The organism is Chryseobacterium flavum (assembly GCF_003385595.1).
Lineage (GTDB): Bacteria > Bacteroidota > Bacteroidia > Flavobacteriales > Weeksellaceae > Chryseobacterium > Chryseobacterium flavum.
Genome location: NZ_QNUE01000002.1, coordinates 155,079 through 180,298, shown reverse-complemented (window position 1 = coordinate 180,298; position 25,220 = coordinate 155,079). Strand labels below are relative to the sequence as shown.

16 protein-coding genes and 1 riboswitch are annotated in these 25,220 nt (G+C 37.1%); of the genes, 14 read left to right on the top strand and 2 right to left on the bottom strand.

Features of this window, described 5'->3' with window-relative positions:
- Positions 1–3: 3 nt before the first annotated feature.
- From DRF59_RS02940 to pckA, 7 genes are all read left to right on the top strand, one after another.
- Positions 4–1,410, top strand: a complete 1,407-nt coding sequence (locus DRF59_RS02940; RefSeq protein WP_115957015.1) for a RagB/SusD family nutrient uptake outer membrane protein — start codon at positions 4–6, stop codon at positions 1,408–1,410.
- A gap of 278 nt (positions 1,411–1,688) precedes the next feature.
- Positions 1,689–3,629 (top strand): putative porin, encoded by a 1,941-nt coding sequence (locus DRF59_RS02935; protein WP_115956791.1) that lies wholly within the window; start codon positions 1,689–1,691, stop codon positions 3,627–3,629.
- Positions 3,630–3,641: 12 nt separating this feature from the next.
- Complete coding sequence (bshC, locus tag DRF59_RS02930) at positions 3,642–5,228, top strand: bacillithiol biosynthesis cysteine-adding enzyme BshC (protein WP_115956790.1); 1,587 nt, start codon at positions 3,642–3,644, stop codon at positions 5,226–5,228.
- A gap of 38 nt (positions 5,229–5,266) precedes the next feature.
- Positions 5,267–7,198 carry a LysM peptidoglycan-binding domain-containing protein gene (locus tag DRF59_RS02925; protein WP_241505466.1) on the top strand — a complete coding sequence of 644 codons (1,932 nt, stop codon included), beginning with the start codon at positions 5,267–5,269 and terminating at the stop codon, positions 7,196–7,198.
- A gap of 70 nt (positions 7,199–7,268) precedes the next feature.
- Positions 7,269–8,144, top strand: coding sequence for an ACP S-malonyltransferase (fabD, locus tag DRF59_RS02920; RefSeq protein WP_115956788.1), 876 nt, complete (start codon positions 7,269–7,271; stop codon positions 8,142–8,144).
- Between the two features lie 10 nt (positions 8,145–8,154).
- The gene (locus DRF59_RS02915) at positions 8,155–9,060 is read left to right on the top strand and encodes a GYDIA family GHMP kinase (RefSeq protein ID WP_115956787.1); all 906 of its coding nucleotides are present in this window, start codon (positions 8,155–8,157) and stop codon (positions 9,058–9,060) included.
- A 127-nt stretch (positions 9,061–9,187) separates the two neighbouring features.
- On the top strand, positions 9,188–10,804 hold the full coding sequence (gene pckA / locus DRF59_RS02910; protein ID WP_115956786.1) for a phosphoenolpyruvate carboxykinase (ATP): 1,617 nt from the start codon (positions 9,188–9,190) through the stop codon (positions 10,802–10,804).
- A gap of 50 nt (positions 10,805–10,854) precedes the next feature.
- Here pckA and DRF59_RS02905 read toward each other — a convergent pair whose 3' ends face one another.
- Together DRF59_RS02905 and DRF59_RS02900 are read right to left on the bottom strand one after the other, a co-directional pair.
- The gene (locus DRF59_RS02905) at positions 10,855–11,292 is read right to left on the bottom strand and encodes a hypothetical protein (RefSeq protein ID WP_115956785.1); all 438 of its coding nucleotides are present in this window, start codon (positions 11,290–11,292) and stop codon (positions 10,855–10,857) included.
- A 47-nt stretch (positions 11,293–11,339) separates the two neighbouring features.
- On the bottom strand, positions 11,340–11,747 hold the full coding sequence (locus DRF59_RS02900) for a type II 3-dehydroquinate dehydratase (protein ID WP_115956784.1): 408 nt from the start codon (positions 11,745–11,747) through the stop codon (positions 11,340–11,342).
- A gap of 241 nt (positions 11,748–11,988) precedes the next feature.
- Positions 11,989–12,087, top strand: a riboswitch (SAM riboswitch).
- Between the two features lie 83 nt (positions 12,088–12,170).
- Between DRF59_RS02900 and DRF59_RS02895 the strand changes: the two genes are divergently transcribed.
- The 7 genes from DRF59_RS02895 (at position 12,171) to DRF59_RS02860 (ending at position 25,214) form a co-directional block, all read left to right on the top strand.
- Positions 12,171–15,110 carry a SusC/RagA family TonB-linked outer membrane protein gene (locus tag DRF59_RS02895; protein ID WP_115956783.1) on the top strand — a complete coding sequence of 980 codons (2,940 nt, stop codon included), beginning with the start codon at positions 12,171–12,173 and terminating at the stop codon, positions 15,108–15,110.
- 17 nt (positions 15,111–15,127) lie between these two features.
- A complete protein-coding gene (locus tag DRF59_RS02890; protein ID WP_115956782.1) occupies positions 15,128–16,621 on the top strand; it encodes a RagB/SusD family nutrient uptake outer membrane protein in 1,494 nt (497 codons plus the stop codon).
- A gap of 616 nt (positions 16,622–17,237) precedes the next feature.
- On the top strand, positions 17,238–17,561 hold the full coding sequence (locus tag DRF59_RS02880; protein ID WP_115956780.1) for a DUF6660 family protein: 324 nt from the start codon (positions 17,238–17,240) through the stop codon (positions 17,559–17,561).
- Between the two features lie 147 nt (positions 17,562–17,708).
- A complete protein-coding gene (locus DRF59_RS02875) occupies positions 17,709–22,070 on the top strand; it encodes a CusA/CzcA family heavy metal efflux RND transporter (protein WP_115956779.1) in 4,362 nt (1,453 codons plus the stop codon).
- A 1-nt stretch (position 22,071) separates the two neighbouring features.
- Complete coding sequence (locus DRF59_RS02870) at positions 22,072–23,289, top strand: efflux RND transporter periplasmic adaptor subunit (RefSeq protein WP_115956778.1); 1,218 nt, start codon at positions 22,072–22,074, stop codon at positions 23,287–23,289.
- Positions 23,290–23,419: 130 nt separating this feature from the next.
- Positions 23,420–24,301 (top strand): bestrophin family protein, encoded by an 882-nt coding sequence (locus DRF59_RS02865; RefSeq protein WP_115956777.1) that lies wholly within the window; start codon positions 23,420–23,422, stop codon positions 24,299–24,301.
- Positions 24,302–24,317: 16 nt separating this feature from the next.
- Complete coding sequence (locus DRF59_RS02860) at positions 24,318–25,214, top strand: cation diffusion facilitator family transporter (RefSeq protein WP_115956776.1); 897 nt, start codon at positions 24,318–24,320, stop codon at positions 25,212–25,214.
- Positions 25,215–25,220 lie beyond the last annotated feature (6 nt).

Sequence of the window (25,220 nt, the reverse complement as noted above, 5' to 3'; positions counted from 1 at the left end):
ACAATGAATAAAATAATAAAAATAGGACTATTATCAATTGGAGTTTTAGCTACTACAACAGCTTGTTCTGATGATTTTGTAGATAGAGAATTTTATCAGGAGGTAGAGCAAGGGCCTCTTAAAACCGAAAACGAAGTAGTATCTTTTGTTAGAGGAGGATACGATGTAATGCGTTCCAAAGAATATTATGGGGCAGATTTCTTAGCTTATGGAGAGGTAAGATCTGATGAAATGTACAGCAACTTGGCAGGAGGATACTATCAGAATGTAATGAATTATACAATGTTATCTAATGATGCCTATGCTGTAGATACATATAGTAAAATTTATGAATTGATCGGAAAGGCGAATATTGTGATCAATACGGATATGAAAAGTATTCAAGGTACCGATCTGAACAGAAAGAATGCAACTTATGCTCAAGGGCAGGCTTATGCTTTAAGAGCGATAGGTTTCTTTGATGCCTTGAGATTATACGGACAGAAATATGTTGCCAATGGAAAATCCCTGGGAATAGTACTGCCGTTAAAATATGATCCAAAGGCGATGATGCCAAGAGCTACTATTGCACAAACCGAAGCTCAGATTGAGGCAGACTTTGAAAAAGCAATTGAAATCATGTCGGCTAACGGATCTGTAGGTAGCGTGGTTAAAACTGAACTTACGGTTAATTCTGTAAAAGGATTAATGTCAAGATTCTATCTTTATAAAGGAGATTATGCAAAAGTAAGAGCACTTACTAATGATTTAATTGGAAAATACAGTGTTGTTTCTGCTGCTTTATTACAAGAGTCGTTCAGATATACACTGAATGGAGCTGCTCCAAATTCTATTTTTGAATTGGCAGTAGGAATTAATTCATCTCTGTCTACAGCATCTTACAGACAAAGACTTAATCCGAACGGATATGGAAATATTGTTGTAAATGCCAGTACAGAAGCTGCTTACAGTGATAATGATGTTAGGAAATCTTTCATCACAACAGTGAATGGTCAGAAGTATCTTTCAGCTGGTTCTAATTCCAGTGGAATCGGAAAGTATACTCAGGGCGTAGGAGCTGATAATATTAAAATGCTTCGTTACGAAGAAATTTTATTAAATGGTGTTGAAGCTGAACTGAATGGAGGTAGCCAGGCGAAAGCACTTGCATATTATAATGAGATTATTAAAAACAGAGGACTGTCTGAAGTTGCTTCTGTTGATATGGAAACTCTTAAATTGGAAAGAATGAAAGAACTTCTTGGAGAAGGTCTTAGACAATGGGACTTAAGAAGATGGGGTGTTAATGTTCCAAGACCTGCAGGAGCAAGTACAGATCCGGATCTTAATGCATTTCCTATTCCAAGACAGGAGACTGATATGACAGGATCATTAGTAGAGCCTAATCCAGGATATGATAATTCTAAATAATTAGTATATTATTATAAAAATTGAAGCCACTTCTTTATGGAGTGGCTTTTTCTTTAATATTTTTAGAAAATCTATAATGGGAAAAGAATTTTAAAGAAAAAGATTTAAATCAGTTAAATAATTGTTAAAACTCAGCTTTTGTAGACAGGATAAAACAATTAAAGACCTCGCTTATACCCGTTGAGGAAAATAAAGCCAACTAACAATATCAACAGGCCTTGTCTGATGCAGGTTTTTATTTCTTATTATTTCTTATTTTTGCTGTACAATAATGAATAATGAAGTACATCCTTTTCATACTCATCTTCTTTAGTTTTGTGGTCAGAGCTCAGGTTGTTGATAAAAAAGATACGATCAGATCTGCTCAAAAACAAGAAGATACGCTGGTTATAGATTCCGGTAAAAAAGATTCTTTAAAGATTTTCAAACCTACCATTAACGATTATCAGTATCAGACTCAGTTTTCAGAAAAGAAAGTTTTTGATACTGTAATGACGTTTGATAAAACTCATATTTTTTCACAATATAATAATACAGATAATTTCGGAAGAGTGCAGCCTGCTAATATAGGTGCGGGGTTCAATCCTTTGGTATTTGAAGTTAATGCTGAACAGAATTTGGCTTTACTGCCATCCAATAAATCGTATATGATTTTGGGAGCAGATAATGTGAAGTATTATGATGTAAAGACTCCCACAGCGTCGTTTATTTATCATAATGCAATGAAAAACGGTGCTGCATTACAATCAACCTATACTCAGAATATAGGAAAAAGATTCAATTTTGCTATTGAATATATGGGGCTCCGTTCACAGGGACTTTACAGAAATTCACTGGCGGCTAATAATAATACTATATTTTCAGGACATTATACTTCAAAAAACGGGAAATATGAACTCTTCGCCCATTATCTGCATCAAAATGTAAATAATCAGGAAAGTGGAGGTATTTCTGAAGATGACCTTTTTCAGAATGGAGACAGTAATTCCAGTAACAGGCAGAATATGCAGGTTAATTTAGCCTCCAGCAGTTCTCAGTTTTCATACAGACGATACTATCTCAGCCATCAGTTCACACCATTTAATGCTGAGAAGTTTCCTTTCAGTATCAGACATACCATTTTCCACCAGGGAAATAAATACTATTATAATCAGGGATCGTTGGAATCTTATTGGTACAATGATGTAGCGGAATTAGTAAACGGTTTTCCTCTGGCGACAAAAAAATATTCTGAGAATCTGAGCAACACGGTAAGTCTTGTCTTTAATAATGAAAAATTTAAACTGGATGCAGGAGTCCGCTATCAGATCCTTAAATTCGGTATCAATAATATAGTTTCGGAAAATGGCGTACCGTTTCCCGCTGAGCTTAAAGAAAACAGAATTGGGGCAGTAGGAAATTTGCAGGTAAAGCTTTGGGATAAAGTCCGGTTGAATTCATTTTTAGAATTTTCAAATGGAAGTCAGTTTAAAAGTTATCTTAAAACGACAAATAATTTAAAGTTCGAACCAATAAAAGATTATTTTGTTAATGCAAAATTGAATTTTCAAAGTGCTTATCCATCATTTAATTACTTATTGAATACTTCTGTTTATAACAAATACAATTACTATTTTGAAGATGCCAAAAATCAATCTGTGATGGAGATCGGAGGTAGTGTAAATCTTAAATGGTTCAAAACGGAAATCTTCGCCAACTATTTCAGGATTGAAAATTATACCTATTTTGACAGCGGTGCGCGTCCAAAACAAAGTGAAAGTTCAGTAAACATTTCCCAGATTGGAGGAGATGCAACTTTTAGTTATGGTAAATTTCATCTGAATACGAGGCTGCATTTTCAGAATGTGCTGACCAATAAAGAATTGCTTCCATTGCCAGGTTTTATAGGAAGGGCTAACTTCTTCTATCAGACACAGGCATTTAAAAAAGCAGCAGAAATTCAGGCGGGAATTAAGGTTTATTATTTCTCTAAGTTTGCTTCAAGAGATTATTTCCCTATTCTTAATGAATATATTCTTCCTGATACAAATTCATTCTCTGTAGGAGGACAGCCTATTGCGGATCTTTATATCAATATGAAAGTCAAAAAAATGTTCTTTTTCATAGAAGGACAGCAGATAGGGAATGTTTTGTCTAACAATAAAGCCTATGCATTTTCACATTATCCGGTATATGATTTTAGATTGAATATTGGAATTGTGTGGTATTTGTTCAACTAAAAATAAAGCAGGTTGAAAACAATTAATAAGATATCATTTAACGATATAGAAAATATTCCTCAGCTGATAAAAGATTTTTTAAATCAGGACATTGAGGGTTTTGAAAATAATACTTTTTCTTTGGATCATTTCAGACAGCAGATTCATCTGAAAAAAGATTCTTTTACATCAGAACAGAGAAATATTTTATCTGAGGTGCTGGACGGCCAGCTTGCAGGCTTTTCTCTTTCTTCGAAGCAGAGGGAAAACCTGGGGAATCTTAAACTGCCCAATACATTTACCATTACAACCGGACATCAGCTGAACTTATTTTCAGGACCTGTTTTCTTTGTATATAAAATTCTTCAGACAATAAAGACATGTACTTATCTGAAAGAAAATTTTCCGGATTTTAACTTTGTTCCGGTGTATTGGATGGCTTCGGAGGATCATGATTTTGCTGAGATTAATCACTTTAAAACTGAAAATAATTATTACGAAACCAATGAGAAATCCGGTGGCCCGGTAGGAAGAATTGAAATCAGTGATACCTATTTTATTTCTGAATTTGAAAAAGAATTTAAAGATTCTGTTTTCGGGACAGAACTGATCTTAATGATGAAGGAAGCCTATAAAACTGGAAACACTTTGACAGAAGCGATTAAGATTCTTGTTAATCGTCTTTTTTCAGAATTTGGGCTTTTGATTCTGGATGGAGACTCTAAGGAACTTAAAAATCAGATAAAGGAGGTCTTTAAAGATGAGCTTCTTCACTTCAGTTTACAGAAAACCTCCAAAAACAAAGTAGATTTTCTGACGGAGAAATATGGAAAGGTTCAGGTAAATCCTCGTGAAATTAACCTTTTTTACCTTTCTGAAACCAGAGACAGAATAGAATTTAACGGACAGAAGTATATCATTGTAGACAAGGGAATTCAGTTTACAAAAGAAGAAATACTGGCTGAATTGGAAAATTATCCTGAGAAATTCAGTCCCAATGCCTTGATGCGTCCGGTATATCAGGAAAATGTACTGCCTAATCTGGCTTATATAGGAGGAAATGCCGAAATTATGTATTGGCTTGAACTGAAAGATTACTTCTCCAGAATCAATATTCCTTTTCCTATCCTGATTCCAAGAAACTCGATGCTTTTCCTCAAAGAAAAAACATTAGGAAAAATTAATAAACTGGACCTTAAAGTAGAAGATTTTTTCCAGAACTTCACTGTATTAACCAATCAAAAGATTTTAGAAGATAATTCCCTTCTGCAATTACTGGAAGAAAAAGAAAAATTGCTGGTTACTAATTTTTCAGCATTGAAGGCTTCGGCAGAAACTACAGAGAAATCTTTCGGAAATATGGTGAAGGCAGAAGAAGTACGACAGCTGAAGTCATTTAAAAGAATGAAAAAACGTTTGCTTCATGCCGAGAAAATAAAACAAAATGAATTGCTGGAAAGACTTGAAAAACTATTTTTAGATGTTCATCCGGCCAAAACATGGCAGGAAAGAGTTTATAACTTTAGTGTATTCTTTTCAGACTATGGATATTCGTGGCTTGAAAATTGTTTAGAAGAGATGGTGGTACAAGAATCAAAATTAATAATTGTTGCCATTTAATTTTAAAGAAGTATTTTTGTAAATTATAATTATCAAACATGATAAAGAGGTTTTTTATTCTATCCAGTTTATGTATGGTTTTGGGAGTTTCAGCTCAAAAATCACATACGGTTGTACAAGGCGATAACCCTTACAACATTGCAAAAAAGTATGGAATAACTGTAGATGAATTGCTGAAGCTAAACCCAAAGCATAAAGACGGTAAATTGGCTATTGGGGATGTTTTAACAATAAAATCAGATAAAGCAGCTACTCCGGTAGCTACTAAAACTACAGCTGCTGAAAAAGTGAAAACCAGTGCAGGTGTTTCTTTGGGTAAAATTGTTTTACAGCCTAAACAAACAATTTATGGAATTACAAAACAATACAGGATCTCTGAAACTGATTTAAGAAAGTTGAATCCCGAACTGGATTCTCATATGAAAATCGGAGATGAGATCACATTACCTCTTGAAAGTATTAAAAAGTATGGTGGAAACCAGCAGACAGTAGCCGTTACCGGGATCCCTGCAGAAAAATCTACAGGGAACACAGACTTATCTGCAACAGAAGGTGAAACCTATGTAATCCAGTCAAAAGATAATTATTACAGAATTACAAAACAGTTTGGAATTAGCCAGCAGGACCTTTTCGCCTTAAATCCCGGATTGGAAGAAAAAGGACTAAAACCTGGAGATTCCATTAAAATAAAAAGATCAAATACAGATACGGTTTCCGAGCCTGCAAATCCTAAAGCTAAAATGGATTCAGGAAATGAAAAATCTTCTTCCACATCAAATGTTGCTGTTGCAGATGATTATGTTACCTATACAGTTCAACAGGGAGATACAGTCTTCTCTATTGTCAACAGATTTGGTGTTAGTATTGATGATTTAATCGCTCTTAACCCGGAACTTTCACATGGATTGAAAACCGGAATGGTTCTAAAGATTAAAAAGCAGGATCCGGCATATGTTAAGAAAAACGGAGATGCGTTAAGTGTAGTATTGATGCTTCCATTTGGGTATAGTACAAATGAAACCCAATACAGAACAATGGCTTTGGACTTCTTGACAGGAGCTAAGCTGGCTATTGAAAGAAATGCGGGAGGAGGTCAGAAACTGGATATTAAAGTGGTGGATTCAGGAAATGAATCTTCATTTAAAAATTCCCTGACCCAGATTAATCCGGATAATACGGATCTTATTATTGGGCCATTCTTTAAGTCCAATGTCATAGATGTACTTGATTTTACCAGAAATCAGAAAATCCCGATCGTAGCTCCATTTGCCAATTCACCGGAATTGTACAACTACAGTAATCTGATTATTGTTGAGACCAATAATCAAACTTATGCCGATAAGATTGTAGAAGAAGTAAAAGGGGTTTATTCAGATCAGAAAATTTATATTGTTGCTGATGCTAAAAAGGAAAACGCCAATTATATTAAAGCCGGCCTTGAAAAAGCGGTGAAAAATCCAAATATAGTTATTGTAAATTCTCCTGCCGAAATTCAGCTGGATCAAAATATGATGACAGGGCAATCAGCTCCGGTTATTGCTGTTTTAGCCAATGAAGATAATTCCATGGGAGAATCCTTCGCAAACAGGATGATTGTGCTTTCTAAAGAAGTACAGGGGGTAAAGGCTTTCAGTATGTTCTATTCTCCGGTGTTCGAAAAGAAAGTTGATGAATTAAGTCAGGCAAGTTTAGTTTACCTGATGGATAGAAAGATCAATACTGATGGAAGTTTTGAAAAAGAAATTCTGGCAGCCTATAAAACCAAATACTGTAAAACACCTCCAAAATATGCAATAATAGGTTTTGATGTAGTGAACGATATGTTGACCAGAGAAAATAAGAAAGGAGAGATCTTTAAACAAATGAACAAGGTACAGACTCAGCTTGCAACAAAATTTGAGTTTGTAAAATCAAAAGCTAACGGAGCTTATGTGAATACCGGTTATAGGGTGATCAGGTTAGTTCCATAAATGATTTATATCTCTTTAACAGAATATTCTTAACATTATAATTATATTTGCATAATATTTAACTCAGTACATGAAAGCACTTGTATTTCCGGGGCAGGGTTCTCAGTTCGTAGGAATGGGAAAAGAATTGTATGATTCTAGAAAAGATATCAAAGATCTGATGGAATCTGCCAATGAAATTTTAGGATTCGATATTCTTTCCATTATGTTTAACGGAACAGATGAGGATCTTAAGAAAACAGAGGTTACCCAGCCTTCAATTTTTATACATTCAGTAGCAGCATTAAAAGCCGTTAACGGTCTTGGTGCTGAAATGGTAGCAGGACATTCTTTAGGTGAATTTTCTGCATTGGTTGCCAATGGAGTTTTATCATTTGATGATGGCTTGAAATTAGTATCCGAAAGAGCTAAAGCAATGCAGGAGGCTTGTGATGCTAATCCAAGTTCTATGGCTGCTATTTTAGGGCTGGAAGATGCTAAGGTGGAAGAAATCTGTGCTCAGATCAGTGGAATTGTAGTTCCTGCAAATTATAACTGTCCTGGGCAATTAGTGATTTCAGGAGAGACTCCTGCCGTAGAGGAAGCTTGTATAAAGTTAAAAGAAGCGGGAGCAAAAAGAGCTTTGTTATTGCCGGTAAACGGAGCGTTTCATTCACCATTGATGCAGCCGGCGCAGGAAAGACTGGCCGCAGCTATTGAAACAACAAAATTCAGAAAAGCAACAATTCCCGTATATCAGAATATTACTACTACAGCAGTAACAAACCCTGATGAAATTAAGCAAAACCTTATTGCTCAGCTTACAGGTCCTGTGAAATGGACACAATCTGTTCAGAATATGATTAAAGACGGAGCTTCTAACTTTGTTGAAGTAGGGCCGGGGAAGACCCTTCAGGGATTGATCAAAAAAATTGACGGATCAGTAGAATCTACTTCTGCAATTTAATGAAGAACATATGAATGCGATATTTTCACCGGGCAAGCTTATGCTTACTTCAGAATATTTCGCAATCGACGGAGCTCTTGTCCTAGCGGTACCTACCAGGCTGGGACAAGAGTTTTTCTTTGAAGAAACAGATGATAATAGATCTCTCATTATATGGGAGGCCTATCATCAGGACATATTATGGTTAAAGACTGTCATCAACTATAAAACCTGGCAGATCTTGGAAACCAACATTCCGTCAAGCGCTGAATTTATTACTAAGACATTGAAGAATGTTCAGCAGCTTTCCCGCACCAAATTCAAGACTAACCTTACTTACCATTTAAAAACCAATCTTCAGTTTCCTGCCGACTATGGCTTGGGAAGCAGTTCTACGCTGATGACCAACCTTGCAGAATGGGCAGGGATTGATCCTTTCCACCTTAATACGATAAGCCTGGGAGGAAGCGGATATGATATTGCGGTAGCAAAAGAAAAATCTGCAGTCCTTTTTCAGAGTAAACCTGAGATTAAATATGAAAAGGTCAGGTTTAATCCTTCTTTTAAAAATGAACTGATTTTTATCCACTTAAATCAGAAACAGGACAGCAGGGAAGGAATCAATTTTTACAAATCAAAAAAGAAGTCTCCGGAACTGGTTAATGAATTTTCGGAAATCACAAAGAAAATAATGTTATGCGATGAATTGGAAAATTTTTCCGAATTAATGATGATTCATGAGCGAAAAATAGCCGATTTTCTTGAAATTCTCACAGTTAAAGAGAGATTATTCTCAGATTGCCCTTCATTTGTCAAAAGTTTGGGCGCATGGGGCGGAGATTTTGTAATGAGTGCCAAATTTGGGGACTATAAGGGCTATTTTTGGGATAAAGGTTTTCCTGCTGTTTTTGATTGGTTTGAAATAATTGGCTCATAATCAGTAGTTTACAAAACTGTTTTTTTGTTTGCCATTCTGACTTATATCAGTATATTTAAACCACCTTTAACAAATAATTAATATTATTTTTGTTGAAAGCAATAAAGAAATAGAAAATATAAGTAAAATGAAAAACACTAAAATCATCCAGGATTTAGAGAAATTAGGGATTAAAGGAAACTATGAAGTAGTGTATAATCCTTCTTATGAAGAATTATACCAGGCTGAAGTTTCTCTTGAAAATCAGGGATTTGAGAAAGCTGAGCTTACAGAATCTGGCGCGGTATCAGTAAAAACAGGAATTTTCACAGGTCGTTCACCTAAAGACAGATATATTGTTCAGGATGATGTTACAAGAGATACAATTTTCTGGGATGGTAAAGTAAACTTACCTACTACTCCGGAAATTTTCGGGTCTTGTAAAGAACTAGTGGCGAATCAGCTTTCTGAAGCTAAGAAAATTTATGTTGTAGATGCTTTCTGTGGAACAAATGCAGATACAAGACTTAAGGTGAGATTTATAATGGAAGTAGCATGGCAGGCACATTTCGTTACCAATATGTTCATCCGTCCCTCTCACTATGAGTTAGAAAACTTTGGTGAACCAGATTTCACTGTAATCAATGGTTCCAAAACAACAAATCCAAATTGGGAAGCACAGGGCTTGCATTCTGAAAACTTTATTATGTTTAACCTTACTGAAAAGTTACAGATTATCGGAGGTACCTGGTACGGAGGTGAAATGAAGAAAGGAATGTTTGCCATGATGAATTATTACCTGCCGCTAAAAGGAATGGCATCAATGCACTGTTCAGCAAACGTAGGAGAAAAAGGTGATGTAGCTTTATTCTTTGGTCTTTCAGGGACAGGTAAAACTACTTTATCAGCAGATCCTAAAAGATACCTTATCGGTGACGATGAGCATGGATGGGATAACAACGGAGTATTTAACTATGAAGGAGGATGTTATGCTAAAGTAATTGACTTGTCAGAAGAAAAAGAACCGGATATTTTCAGGGCGATCAAGAGAGATGCACTTCTTGAAAACGTTGTTATTAACAATGGAGTAGCAGATTACACAGATGGATCTATCACTGAAAATACAAGAGTTTCTTATCCAATCTATCATATCAACAAAATCGTATTGCCTTCTAAAGCAGGTCACGCTAAGAAGATTGTTTATCTTTCAGCAGATGCATTCGGAGTACTTCCTCCGGTTTCTATCCTGAATGAAGATCAGGCACAATACCACTTCCTTTGTGGTTACACTTCTAAACTGGCCGGAACAGAAAGAGGAATTACAGAGCCGCAGCCATCTTTCTCTCCTGCATTTGGTGAAGCATTCCTGACATTGCACCCAACAATGTATTCCAAAACATTGATCGGTAAAATGAAGGAGCACGGTGCTAAAGCATATTTGGTGAATACAGGTTGGAATGGTACAGGAAAGAGAATTTCCCTGAAAGATACAAGGGCAATTATCGACGCAATCATAGATGGTTCTATTGATAATGCTCCTAAAACTCAGGTTCCGATCATGAACCTTGAAATTCCTACTGAATTGCCAAATGTTTCTGCAGGTATCCTGGATCCTAGAGATACTTACGAAAACGCTTCAGTGTGGGAAGAAAAAGCAAAAGATCTTGCTTCAAGATATATTAAAAACTTTGAGCAGTACTGTGATACAGAAGAAGGTAAGAAGTTAGTGGCTTCAGGACCTCAATTACAGGAACAGACTATCTGATAGTTCCTGGCATACATACAAAAAGCCTCATCACTGATGAGGCTTTTTTATTAATATTTTTTACAATTTTCTATCAGTTCATTCTGTTCATCCAATTTATAGATTGTTGATAGGATAGATTTTTCAGTTAGATTTTTTATAATGATGAAATGTTTTGAAGAGAGATAAGATTCTTCATCCAGTATTTTATCTAAATACTTTGGAGTAGTGAAAGTCAGCCAATATTTTTCTTTGTTGGAAAATTCAATAGTAACTTCAATAGCATCAGATTTATTATTCTCTATTTTATCATCTATTTGAATTGAAATTATTTCCGGTTCATTGCTTAGACTAAAATAAAATCTAGGATACCATTTAAGTCTTCCTTCGTCATTACAGATTTTTACATTTTCAGAACTTATTTCCTCAACGATATAAGATTTTCTCTTCGTTAATTGCCTGGAATAAATTCCAATGGAGTTACAATAAATTTTATCCTTTGTTTTCACAAGTTGTTTTCTGGTTATCTTAATCAGTGGAAATAAATGACTGCAAATTACTTTAGACTTAATAAGGCTAATCTATATCCATCCATACCAAAACCTGATAATACAGCATCTGTATTGGCTGCTGTTACGGATTTTTGTCTGAATTCTTCTCTTTTATAGATATTGCTGATATGAACCTCTATTTTATATTTCTGAATATTTTTTAAACAATCCGCAATAGCATAAGAGTAATGGGTAAAAGCTCCCGGGTTAATAACTACCGCATCAAAGTCATCTTCCTGAAGCCTGTTAATAAGCTCCCCTTCAATATTCGACTGATAATATTTTATTTCATGAGAGGTAAACTCGGATTTTAAAATATCCAAATAACTTTCCATAGAAACGTTTCCATAGATTTCAGGTTCTCTGGTCCCTAAAAGATTAAGATTAGGTCCGTTTATAATCAAAACTTTCATTTTATAAAAGTAAAGAAATTTCCAGGTAAGCACAAAAAATATCTATTCTGTTTACTTTGTGTATTTTAAAATATTTTTAATGATATTTATCATATATATTGAAATGTTAAATTTTGTAACAGGCTATTTTAATGGGTTTTATTTAAAAATTAAGTTAAATTTTGAAAAATTATCATGAAAAATAAAAAGTCTACTTGTTTTGTAGACTAAATATTTTTAGATTTGCAAACATATTTCGATCGGCTTATAAAGAAAGATGGAGGGAACTGACCCTGTGAAATCTTAACAACCTGCTAGCAGGCAAGGTGTTACATTCAGCCTTTTAAAGGGAAAATAAGCATTTGGTTTATCGTATTTATCGATGCCCTTTGCTGTATTATCTGCAAAGGGCAAAATTTTGATATATGATAAATAAAATTGATTATGATTAATAAAAATTTAACAAATCCAAAAATTTGGATTCCATCTGTTGCTGTGTTTTTCCTTGGAATTAACAGTATCAGCGGGCAATCAGTCAAGGCTAAAAAAGATACTCTCAAAGAAAAGGAACTCGAGGAGGTAGTAGTAGTGGCTTATGGAAAAGCTAAAAGAACGAGTTACACCGGCTCGGTGGCAACTATTTCCAGTGATAAGATTAATAACAGACCCGTTACCAATATCACGAAAGCATTAGAAGGACAAGTACCGGGTGTGCAGACTACAAGTGCCTCCGGGCAGCCGGGGTCTACAGCAACCATCAGGATCAGAGGTATCGGATCAATCAGTGCTTCCAGTGACCCTTTATATGTTGTTGACGGAATTCCATTTGACGGAAACCTTAATTCAATAAGTCCTAATGATATAGAATCTGTCAGTGTATTGAAAGATGCAACAGCAAGTGCCCTGTATGGTTCAAGAGGAGCGAATGGGATTATCATTATTACGACAAAATCAGGAAAAAAAGGAGAAGCAAGAATAAACTTTAATATCAGTCAGGGGTTTTCCGGCAGAGCTGTAAAAGATTATGAGCAGGTGAATACAGATCAGTATTTTCAGCTATACTGGGAAGCTATGAGAAATGGTTATAGATCTTCTCAGGTAAATGATCAGCAGGCAGCACAGATGGCTACAGACAACCTGGTTTCAGGTACGGGCCTGGGAATTAACCCATATGGAATTAAATATCCTAAACCTGTAGGAACCGATGGGAAATTATTACCAGGTGCTACTGCTCTGTGGAATGATGACTGGAGAGATGTTTTGCAGAGAGTGGCTTCCAGAAATCAGGTTGATCTGGATATCAGCGGGGGAAGTGAGAAAAGCAATTATTTTTTCTCATTGGGATATCTGGATGATAAAGGAATAGCCATTGAATCCGGATTTAAAAAATACAGTACAAGATTAAAAATCAATTCCGAAGTAAAAAAATGGCTGAATGTAGGAGTGAATTTAAGCTATACCAATAGTATTCAGCAAGCCCCGACTTCTTCGGACTCTAATACGAGTAATATTATTCAGGCTGCAAGATCAGTCCCATCCTTTTATCCATACTATGAGAGAAATGCAGATGGATCTTATGTCTTGGATGCTGCAGGAAACAGAATATATGATTTTGGAAAATACAGACCTACGAATGCTCTTCAGAATCAAAACCTGGCTGCAACTCTGCCATTAGATAAGAATGAAAATAAAGAAGATAATTTCTCGGGAAAAGGTTTTCTGGATTTTACCTTCCTGCCGGAATTGAAATTCAGGTCAAGCTTTTCAGTAGATTTAGTGAATTATAATGGACATTATTATTCAAATCCGTTGATTGGACAAGGCACAGAGATCGGAGGATCAGTTACGAAATCAAACAGCAGAACACTGTCTTATACAACCAGTAATATTCTGACTTTTGACAAAAAGTTCGGAAAGCATCATTTAAACGTTTTAGCAGGGCAGGAGTTTTACAAATATGATTATCAGACGATATCCGGAACAAGAAGCCAGTTTTCACTCCCCTATTACTATGAGCCGGATGCCGCAGCTTTATTGGGAAGCTTTAGTGGAAACAGTGATAAGGTGAGTTTACTGAGTTACCTGGGTAAAGTAGAGTATGACTTCAATAATACCTATTTTATTTCTGCGTCTGGAAGGGCAGATGGTTCATCAAGGTTTTTTAAAGATAACCGATGGGGGAAATTCTGGTCTGTCGGAGGATCATGGAAGATTTCCAACGAAGAATTTATCAAAAACCTGAATTTCTTTAATCAGCTGACCCTGCGTGCGAGTTATGGAGGCCAGGGAAATGATAAGTTACTTCAACCTAACAAACTCCCGCTTTACTATGCTTATCAGGAACTCTATAAGTTTTATAACAACCTCGGAGAACCGGGAGCAGTACTTGAGAAAGCTAGAACAAATGAATTAAAATGGGAAACAAATCTTAATTTGAATGTAGGGTTAGAGTTTGCAATCCTGAATAACAGGATAAAAGGTAATGTTGAATATTTTCAGAGAAAAAGCCAGGATCTTCTGTTCAATATGCCTGTTGCTCCATCCATTGGAATCAGCGACTTTCCGGCTAATATAGGGACTATAAAAAATACAGGTTTTGAATTTTCATTATTCACTACCCCAATCAGAAATGATGATTTTCAATGGAATATAGACTTAAATCTGAGCACATTAAGTAATAAGATTACAAAGTTACCTAAAGGCTCTATCCTTACAGGAACCAAATTATTGCAGGTGGGAGGTTCTGTATATGACTTCTATATCCCGGAATGGGTAGGAGTAGATCCCGGAAACGGTAAGCCATTATGGAAAACAATCAGTACAGATGCTAACGGAAATACGGTAGAAGGTACTACTTCTGAATATGCAAAAGCAACAAGAACATTACAAGGGTCAGCACTTCCTAAAGTAACAGGAGGGCTTAGTACCAGTATCGTGTACAGGAACTTTGATTTCTCAGGATTGCTGACATTTAAAATAGGAGGGAAAATTCTGGATACAGATTATACTTCAATTATGCATAACGGTAGTGCGGGAGGAAGAGCATGGAGTGCGGAAATGCTGAACAGATGGACACCGGAAAATCGTAATACTGATGTTCCTGCATTGAGTACAATTACGAATAACTGGACCTCCTCTTCTTCCAGATTTTTGTATTCGGGAACGTATGCCAGACTTAAAAATGTAAGCCTTGGATATACACTTCCTTCGGATTATTTTGAAAAATTGGGTCTTAAAAAATTCAGAATATATATACAGGCAGAGAATCTTCTGACTTTCTATAAACATAAAGGAATGGACCCAGAGCAGGCACTGGATGGAACTACCTACTACAGATATCCTGCAATGAGAACAATCACTTTTGGTCTTCAGGCAACTCTTTAATTTTAAAATTGAAAAAAATGAAAAAACTAAAATATTTATCTTTTACTCTGTTGGCAGTATGGTCTCTTGTCAGCTGTGAAAGTGAACTTACCACTGCACCTACGGATCAGGCTAATGATGAAGAGGTTTTCAAAACCGCTGAAAGTGCAGAAACCGTAATTAACGGAACCTGGGCAAGATTTAATGATGATGGCACAACCTACGCTAATATTGGTTATTCAACAGTTTTAAGAGCCAGTGATGCGATGGGAAGTGATGTAGCTGTACTGACCAATAAGTATGGCTTTGCTTCTACCTATGCTTTTACCGAGATGGTGAATAATACAGCAAGCCGCCCGTTGTTTATCTGGTCATTGCTCTATTCCACAATTAATAATATGAATAATGTTATTGCAAAAATAGATGGAACAAAAGGAAGCCAGGAAAAAAAGGACCAGGTAAAAGGACAGGCTAAGGCATTACGGGCTTTTTGTTATCTGAATCTTGCCAGCTTCTATCAGTTCAGCTACCTTAAAGATAAAAATGCTTTAACGGCTCCGATTTATACTGAACCTTCTACCATAAGTACAGTTGGAAAGAAGAGAGCGAGCCTGGAAGAAATCTATACGTTGATCAAAGGTGACCTTACAGAGGCTGATAATTTGCTGAAAGACTATACAAGAAATAATAAAGATAAGATCAATCGTGCTGTAGTGAACGGAATTTTAGCCAGAGCCTATCTGAATACCGGAGAATGGAATAAAGCCGCCGCCGCTGCCAGAATTGCGAGGGAAGGTTATCCTCTGATGGCCCCCGAAAAATACAAAGAAGGGTTTAATGATATTAATAATGCAGAATGGATCTGGGGACACGGACAGACCCAGGAACAATCCGGGGCAAGTTATGCATTCCATTTTCTCGATGTATCTTCATCAGGAAGTTATTATTATAACTTTATGGCGGATCCTTATTTTAAAGATTTGTTCGATACCAATGATATCAGGTACCAGTTATTTTCATGGGACGGACTTAAAGGAAGGGAAGGTTTGCTGAGATATGCTAAATTTAAATTTAAAACAGGGCTTATTGCTGATATTGTCTATATGCGTGCTGCTGAAATGTATCTTATTGAAGCAGAGGGAGAAGCAAGAGGTGGAAATGTAGCTCAGGCAGTTACTGTGTTGAATCAGTTGAGGTCTGCAAGAAATGCAAACGCATATAGCGGGGCTTTATCTCAGGATGCTGTTGTGAAGGAAATCTTAATTGAAAGAAGAAAAGAGTTGTTTGGAGAAGGGTTCTCGCTTTCAGATATTATCAGAACTCAGGGAACAGTAATCAGAAAACGCTTTGTGGATGCAAATGGCCAGCCTATAAAAGTTCAGGTAACCACACCTGATGGAACCGTAAAAACAGTTGATGGAAGAGGGCATTCGGTTTTTGCGTTCCCTGATCAGTCTGCTTTTGTTCCGAACAGTAATTATTATCTGTTCAGTATTCCACAAAAAGAAATTGAAAATAATCCGAACTTATAGTTTAAATTAATAACTAGATTTGATTTTTTTAGCCACTGCTTTTGCGGTGGTTTTTTTAATAGGAGTGATAAAATAGCCACAGATTAAATTGTGGCAGCCTTATTTTTAGTTCAAATTTTCTTTGTAGTAAAATGCATATACTTTGTTCGGGAAACTAATGTAAATAGTGTCGGTAATCGGTTTTTTTTCAATTTTTCTGAGATAGATCCTATCATGAGAAGATGGGGTTATTTCCCCGAAAGTAGAAGATCGAATACTTGTAACAGTCATATCCTTACTTTTAAAAGAGATGTATATAGAATAGTGGTTTTGTATATTGTAAAGAGTACTTAGACCTACTTTTACATAATTAGCTTTACTATTTACATCTTTAATTTCATAGTGTTCCTTATCTCTTTTTAAATTCTCAATTGATTTGTAACTTTCGAAATTTGTCGATACACAGTTTGTAATTGTGCATAATGTAAAGAATAAAAAAATATATTTAATCATCATTTAATTCATATCATTGCAGTCTATATTATACAAAGCTAATAAATAAAGAAGATTTGTAATCAAATTTGGACTTTAAAATGAATAATTTCTCAATTTACAAAAAATCTCTACCTTTGTAACAATGAATCTCTTAAGATGGATACTGGCAGTTTATTTCATGGTGTTATCATTAATGCCGTGTGAAGATGTGTCCACTGCATTTGATTCAGGAGAAAAAAAATTAGCATTAAGCATCCATGAGCCACATTCCACAGACAAAGGAGATATCTGTTCTCCGTTGTGTGCATGCAGCTGTTGCCAGATTACGGTTTCAGCATTTAAAATGGATCCGTTGTTAGAAATTCCTGAGCAAATTCCAGCTTACTTTTCAAAGAAGATTCTATTTCACAAAAACGATTTTGCTTACCAGGTTTACGATCCTATCTGGCAGCCTCCTAAGATTTAATTTTTATTGATTTTCAGAAAGTTTTGCTTTCTGATACCTACCTGTGCTTGAAACTTTGCAATACCATTGCAGAGGTTTTCAGGATATTTTTGCTGCAGTATGTTATGCTGTATGCATTCATTATTTCAATAAAATTAAATACAAATCGTGTTAGATAAAATTATAAAATTCAGTATCAAAAACAAGGTGATCATTGGTTTGATGACCTTGGTGCTGATCATCTGGGGTACCTGGAGCGCCACCAGATTACTGATAGATGCTGTGCCGGATATTACCAATAACCAGGTACAGATTATTACCGTATGTCCTACATTGGCGGGGCAGGAAGTGGAACAGCTGGTGACATTTCCTATTGAACAAAGCATAGCCAATGTGCCCGATATTCAGGAAACAAGAAGTATTTCAAGATTCGGGCTTTCTGTGATTACAGTCGTGTTCAAAGAAAATGTAGATATTTACTTTGCGAGACAGCTTATCAATGAACAGCTGAAAAATGCAGTGGAAGAAATTCCCAAAGGAGTAGGCATTCCTGAACTGGCTCCAGTGAGTACAGGCCTTGGAGAAGTCTATCAGTATATTCTTCACCCTAAAAAAGGAAGCGAGAAAAAATATAATGCCAAAGAACTCCGGACGATGCAGGACTGGATTGTCCGGAGGCAGCTGAACGGAACACCGGGGGTGGCGGAAATTAACAGTTTTGGAGGTGAATTAAAGCAGTATGAAGTGGCCATTGATCCCAATCGTTTAAAAGCAATGGGAACCAGCATCACCGAAATATTTACAGCCCTTGAAAAAAACAATCAGAATACAGGAGGTGCTTACATTGATAAAAAGCCGAATGCTTATTTTATCCGTGGAATTGGCCTGGTTACCTCTTTGGAAGATATTAAAAACATTGCTGTTAAAAACGAAACCGGAAGCGTTCCCATTTTTATAAAAGATGTTGCCGATGTCCGTCTGGGAAGTGCCGTTCGTTACGGAGCATTAACCTATGATGGAAAAGTAGATGCCGTAGGTGGTGTAGTGATGATGCTTAAAGGAGCCAACAGTAATGAAGTAGTTAGCAATATCAAAGCAAAAATTCCGACCATTCAGAAGTCCCTTCCAGATGATGTGGTAATAGAACCATTTCTGGACAGAACAGACCTTGTAGACAGGGCGATCAATACTGTAGAGAAAAACCTCATCGAAGGAGCCCTGATCGTTATTTTCGTTCTTGTGATTTTTCTTGGAAACCTGCGGGCCGGACTTATTGTAGCTTCAGCCATTCCGCTTTCCTTGCTGTTTGCATTAGGAATGATGAATGTTTTCGGTGTGAGTGCCAATCTGATGAGCCTTGGAGCGATAGATTTCGGGTTGATTGTTGACGGTGCTGTAATTATTGTAGAAGCCACATTGCATCATTTAGGCGTAAGAAAATCTACCCGTGCTTTGACACAGTCTGAAATGGATGAGGAAGTATTCCTTTCTGCATCAAAAATAAGAAGCAGTGCCGCCTTCGGAGAAATCATCATCCTTATCGTCTACATCCCGATTCTTACTTTGGCAGGGGTAGAAGGAAAAATGTTTACCCCAATGGCTAAAACAGTAGGATTTGCCATTCTGGGAGCATTGATTCTGTCTTTGACCTATATCCCGATGATGAGTGCCCTGTTTTTATCTAAGAAAATATCCCACAAAGAAACTTTTTCTGATAAAATGATGAACCGTCTTCAAAAGATATATCAGCCATTATTACAGAAAGCGATCAAAGTAAAATATGTGATTGTTTCAGTGACTGCTGTGGTTTTTCTTATCTCTGCTTTTATTTTCAAGAATATGGGAGGGGAGTTTATCCCGCAGCTGCAGGAAGGAGATTTTGCATTCCATTGTATTTTACCTCAGGGAAGCTCATTGAGTCAGAGTATAGAAACCTCTATGCAGGCATCAAGGATTATCAAGCAGTTTGATGAGGTGAAAATGGTAGTAGGGAAAACCGGTTCTGCTGAGGTGCCTACAGATCCGATGCCTCCTGAAGCTACAGATATGATTGTAGTATTGAAGCCACAAAGCGAATGGAAAACCAAGAAATCCTACAATGAACTGGCCGATGAGATCAGTGAAAAGCTGGAAACGATTCCTGGGGTATTCTTTGAGAAAAACCAGCCTATTCAGATGCGTTTCAATGAGCTGATGACCGGGATCAGACAGGATGTTGCCGTAAAGATTTTTGGAGAAAACCTGGATTCCCTTGCCATATATGCAGATAAAGTCGGGAAAATTATTCAGACCGTTGACGGTGCTACAGCGCCTCAGATTGAAAGAGTAAGCGGCCTTCCGCAAATCAATGTACAGTATGACAGAACAAGAATCGCCAATTACGGATTGAATATCGAAGATGTCAATAATGCGGTAAGCACAGCCTTTGCCGGAAAAGCTGCCGGTCAGATTTTTGAAAATGAAAGGCGCTTTGATCTGGTAGTCCGTCTGGACAGTCTTCACAGAACAGACATTTCAGATGTGAATAACCTGATGATTACATCCGCCAGCGGAGCTCAGATTCCATTGTCACAGGTGGCTGATATCAGTTACAAACTTGGACCGGCACAGATCAGTCGTGAACAGGGAAAACGTAGAATTGTGATTGGCTTCAACGTAAAAGACCGTGATGTGGAAAGTGTGGTGAAAGATATTCAGACAAAACTGGATAAAGTGAAACTTCCTTCCGGATACTATTTTACCTACGGAGGACAGTTTGAGAACCTGCAGGAGGCAAGCAAGCGTCTGATGATCGCTGTTCCGGTATCATTACTTCTTATTTTTATGCTTCTGTATTTTACATTCCGTTCGTTCAAACAGGCTGCATTGATCTTTACAGCAATTCCTATGAGTGCTATTGGTGGTGTATTTGCACTTTTAGTGAGAGATATGCTATTTAGTATCAGTGCCGGAATTGGATTTATAGCCCTGTTTGGAGTGGCAGTATTGAACGGAATTGTTCTTATCGGGACATTCAACCAGCTGGAAAAAGAAGGTGAAACCGATATTCTGAAAAGGGTATTTGAAGGAACAAAAACCAGATTAAGGCCCGTATTAATGACGGCTACAGTAGCTTCATTAGGATTTTTGCCGATGGCTATTTCCACCGGAGCAGGGGCGGAAGTACAGAAACCTCTTGCTACAGTCGTGATCGGAGGTTTGGTTACAGCAACTTTCCTTACACTATTTGTTTTACCGATGCTGTATATCATTTTTAACACAAAGATTTTGAAAAGGAAAAATAATAATACAGGAATGTATACTGCAATTCTTGTTGTCGGGTTTATGATACCGGGACAGACTTTTAAAGCACAGTCCAGACCGGTTTCCGTAGAACAGGCAGTAGAGCAGGCGTTGAATAATAATTTGACTTTACAGTCAAAAGACTTAAGTATTAAATCCGCCGAAGCATTAAGGGCAACGGCGAAAGAACTTCCGAAATTAAGTTTTGAAGCACAGCTTGGGCAGTACAACAGTCCGAAGTTTGACCAGTCGTTTGTCATCTCACAAAGTATTCCTTTCCCAACACTTTTTAAAGCAAGAAAAGACTTAATCAATGAGAATATTAAAAGTAAGCAGGTTGATAAGGAAATTACGGCCAATGAACTGATAAAACAGGTTCGTACCTACTATTACCAGATCGAATATCTCCAGTATAATAAAGCCCAGCTGACCAGCCTGGACCAATACTATGAGGAATTTATTAGGATTGCAACCGTCAGATTCAAAGCCGGAGATATTAAAAAGATTGAAATCAGTACTGCAGAAGCCCAGAAAGGAGAAATTGACCTGCTGCTCAGACAAAATGAAGTTTATCTAAATAATGCTTATAAGAATTTAAAAACTCTTATGAACACTTCTGAAGATATTGAAGTTCCGTTTAATAAAGACTATATTCCTCTGACAGCAGAAAGTGTACTGGACAGTACCGTGGTAGCCAGCAATCCTTCTGTAAAAGCTTTTTATCAGGAAATGGAAATTGCCGAAAAAAATAAAAAAGTTGAAAAATCGCTTGGGCTTCCCGATTTCAGTTTAGGATATACCAACCAGTCTCTGATAGGTTTCCACACCATCAACGGACAGGAGAATTTTTATAATTCCGGAAAGCGTTTTCAGTCAGCAACAGTAGGAGTAGCGATTCCATTGACATTTGGAGCTACAAAAGCAAGAATTCAGGCATTGGAATATGAAAGGCAGGTTGCTGAAGCCAACGCTAAAATGCAGCAAAAACAGCTTTCTGCTCAGTTGGAAAATGCCTTCAACCAGTATCAGCAGGACATACAGCAGTACGAATATTACACAAATCAGGCACTGCCGAATGCTGAAAAAATTGTAAAAGCAGCTCAACTGGGATATAAAACAGGGGAAATTTCCTATGTGGAATATCTTTTTGCTTTGCAGACTGCCACAAATATTCAATTAAAATACCTGGAATCTATCCAGCAGGTGAATCAATCTGTCGTTACTATTAATTCAATCATCAATAAATAACATGAAACTAAAACACAATATCATATATCTTACAGTCACGGCTCTTTCCATCATAAGCTGCGGAAAGCAGGAAAAGGCAGATGTTAAAACTGAGCAGTCCGAAAAAGGCCATGACGAGGAACCCCAAAACATAGCTTCTCTTACAGAAGAACAAATGAAATCTGTAGGAGTTGCTTTGGGAACTGTAGAAATGAAAGAGCTTACATCCACTATAAAAGCCAACGGTTTGCTGAGTGTGCCCAACAGTAATAAAGCTACCATCACTTCCCTGTATGGAGGAATCATCAAAACCATCAATATTCAGGTAGGAAGTATTGTGAAAAAAGGGCAGGTGATTGCTACCATTGCCAATCCGGAATATATTCAGCTTCAGGAAGATTATCTGACGACCAACAGCAGAATTACCTATGCAGAACAGGAGTACAGAAGACAAAGAGAGCTTTTTGATAATGATGCAGGAGCTAAGAAAAACCTTCAGAGCGCCGATGCAGAGCTGAAAACCTTAAGAACAAAGAGAGCATCCCTTTTAAAACAGCTTCAGATGATGGGTATAAGCCCGGGAAAAGTCAGCAATGGAAACATGAAATCCGGTTTGGTGATCACAGCACCCATCAGCGGAACAATCAGCAGTATTACCGCACAGATCGGAAGTTATGTAGATATTTCTTCTCCCGTAGCCACAGTGATTGATAATGGCTCTATTCATCTCGATCTTCAGGTATTTGAAAAAGATCTTCCTAAAATGAGAGTAGGGCAGATTGTTCATTTTAAACTGACCAACAACCCGGAAACCGAATATGATGCAAGGATTTACAGCATAGGATCTTCTTTTGAGAACGAAAGTAAAACTATCTCTATGCATTGTGAAGTGATAGGGAACAAATCAGGATTAATCGACGGAATGAATATCACGGGAATTGTAAGCCTTGATAAGAGTACAACACCGGCAGTTCCTACAGAAGCCATTGTAGAAGCAGACGGGAAATATTACGTGTTTATTCAGACTGATAAAAAAGCTGAAGAAGAACACGATGAAAAAGGAAAACCACATCCGAAAACCTTAAATTTTGAGAAAATAGAAGTAGTGAAAGGAACATCAGATATGGGTTATACAGCGATAACTCCGGTTGGAAATATTCCGGACAATGCAAAGATTGTAGTGAAAGGAGCCTTTTTCGTGAACGCAAAACTGGTGAATTCCGGAGAACACGAACATTAATGAAAGCAGCCGGAACCCGTAAAATATCGTTTTTTATCCTTATATTAGAGCTGTTTACGGAATTTTTATTGAATAAAGACGGCAGGAAAAAGTAAAGAGTATCTCCGAATTTTTAATAAATGACCTGATTATGTTATTAAACAAAAAAATATCAGTCTGGTATTTCATCCGTGAAATAAAAACCCAAATTCTGCTGATCGGAATATTTGCCATAGCCATTGGTCTTCTGGACGAGCTGCCATGGTTTCGCAGGATATCACTGCCTTTGAATATTCCTGCATTGCTTGGAACAGCAGTATCATTGCTGCTGGCATTCCGTACTTCCCAGTCTTACGAAAGATGGTGGGAAGCCAGAACTGTCTGGGGGGCTATCGTAAATGATTCCCGGACTTTTGTAAGGCTTATCATTCAGTTTATGCGGGTAGAAGAAGACAAAATAATAAAAGATTTTGCAGAAAGACAGATCATCTGGACGTATGCACTTGGTGAATCTTTGAGAAAGTTACCTTTTTCTGAAAAAGTTCAGCATTATCTGGATCAACATCAGATCAAAGCAGTGAATATTCCCAACGCAATCCTGGACGAACACTCCAGGCAACTGAAAGAAATTGCAGCTTCCAAAGGACTGACCGATTTCCAGCAAATGCAGCTGAATGATATCGTCACAAGACTCTGCGACAGTATGGGAAAATGCGAAAGACTGAAGAATACCGTTTTTCCACGGTCTTATAGTGTTTTAGTTCATATTCTGATCTATGTTTTTGCGGCTATCCTTCCGTTTGGGCTTGATGATTCACAGCTGTTGGTAGAAATTGCGATTACTTTCCTGGTCCCGGTGACATTCATTGCTATTGAAAAAACATCCATCATAATGCAGGATCCTTTTGAAAACGGACCTGTAGATACACCGATGACTTCGCTGGCACAGACCATAGAAATCAATATCAGACAGATGACGGGAGAGCAGAATGTTCCGCCCAAAAAAGAAAATACATCTTATTATGAAATGTAAATAAACCATACACCCTATGGAAAACACACCAACACAAACGGTTTCTGCAGGAAGCAGACATAAAAAGAGCCTCCTGATTGTACTCTGCCTCAGCGGAACTTATCTTATCGCTGAGGTAATAGGGGGTATATTGACCAACAGTCTTGCATTATTAGCCGATGCAGCCCATATGCTGACGGATGTGGTAGGATTATTGCTGGCATTTATAGCCATCAAAATTGGAGAAAGAAAAGCAGATCCTGCCAGAACATACGGTTATTACAGAACAGAAATATTAGCAGCTGTGATTAATGCAGTGGTTTTACTGGGCATTTCGATCTATGTTTTGTTTGAAGCCTATCAGCGTTTTCAGAATCCGCCTGAAGTACAAAGTAAATCGATGCTGGTTGTAGCAGGAATAGGGTTGATCGTCAATATTGTCGGAATGATGATCCTGAGAAAAGACTCAGAAGGAAGTTTGAATATGAAAGGCGCCTATTTTGAAGTCCTTTCAGATATGCTTACTTCAGTAGGTGTAATGATTGCCGGAGTCATTATGCTGACAACCGGCTGGTACTATGCTGATCCTTTAATTTCAGCTGCCATCGGGCTATTGATCTTCCCCAGAACATGGAGACTCTTGAAAGAAGCCATTAATGTTTTAATGGAAGGAACCCCAAAAGACGTGAATATCCGGGAACTTCGCCAATCATTAGAACAAATTCCGGGTGTGGAAAATATTCATGATCTGCATGTCTGGTCACTAACATCCAGTGTAAATGCGATGAGCGCGCATGTTGTAAAAGAGAACGGATATTCTCAAAATCAATTATTAAAAACATTGACAGATACTACTGTGAATAACTTTAAAATCAGCCATACAACTTTTCAGATAGAAGAGCAAGGCTACGAAGAAAATGAAGCCCATCTGTAAAATTTT

What these genes read in the sequence shown, in the direction of transcription:
- DRF59_RS02925 (WP_241505466.1), top strand. Translation starts at nt 5,267, where the DNA reads ATGATAAAGAGGTTTTTTATTCTATCCAGTTTATGTATGGTTTTGGGA.
- DRF59_RS02900 (WP_115956784.1), bottom strand. Translation starts at nt 11,747, where the DNA reads ATGAAAGTTTTGATTATAAACGGACCTAATCTTAATCTTTTAGGGACC.
- DRF59_RS02895 (WP_115956783.1), top strand. Translation starts at nt 12,171, where the DNA reads ATGATTAATAAAAATTTAACAAATCCAAAAATTTGGATTCCATCTGTT.
- DRF59_RS02870 (WP_115956778.1), top strand. Translation starts at nt 22,072, where the DNA reads ATGAAACTAAAACACAATATCATATATCTTACAGTCACGGCTCTTTCC.
- DRF59_RS02860 (WP_115956776.1), top strand. Translation starts at nt 24,318, where the DNA reads ATGGAAAACACACCAACACAAACGGTTTCTGCAGGAAGCAGACATAAA.
- DRF59_RS02880 (WP_115956780.1), top strand. Translation starts at nt 17,238, where the DNA reads ATGAATCTCTTAAGATGGATACTGGCAGTTTATTTCATGGTGTTATCA.
- pckA (WP_115956786.1), top strand. Translation starts at nt 9,188, where the DNA reads ATGAAAAACACTAAAATCATCCAGGATTTAGAGAAATTAGGGATTAAA.
- fabD (WP_115956788.1), top strand. Translation starts at nt 7,269, where the DNA reads ATGAAAGCACTTGTATTTCCGGGGCAGGGTTCTCAGTTCGTAGGAATG.
- DRF59_RS02890 (WP_115956782.1), top strand. Translation starts at nt 15,128, where the DNA reads ATGAAAAAACTAAAATATTTATCTTTTACTCTGTTGGCAGTATGGTCT.
- DRF59_RS02940 (WP_115957015.1), top strand. Translation starts at nt 4, where the DNA reads ATGAATAAAATAATAAAAATAGGACTATTATCAATTGGAGTTTTAGCT.
- DRF59_RS02865 (WP_115956777.1), top strand. Translation starts at nt 23,420, where the DNA reads ATGTTATTAAACAAAAAAATATCAGTCTGGTATTTCATCCGTGAAATA.
- DRF59_RS02915 (WP_115956787.1), top strand. Translation starts at nt 8,155, where the DNA reads ATGAATGCGATATTTTCACCGGGCAAGCTTATGCTTACTTCAGAATAT.
- DRF59_RS02935 (WP_115956791.1), top strand. Translation starts at nt 1,689, where the DNA reads ATGAAGTACATCCTTTTCATACTCATCTTCTTTAGTTTTGTGGTCAGA.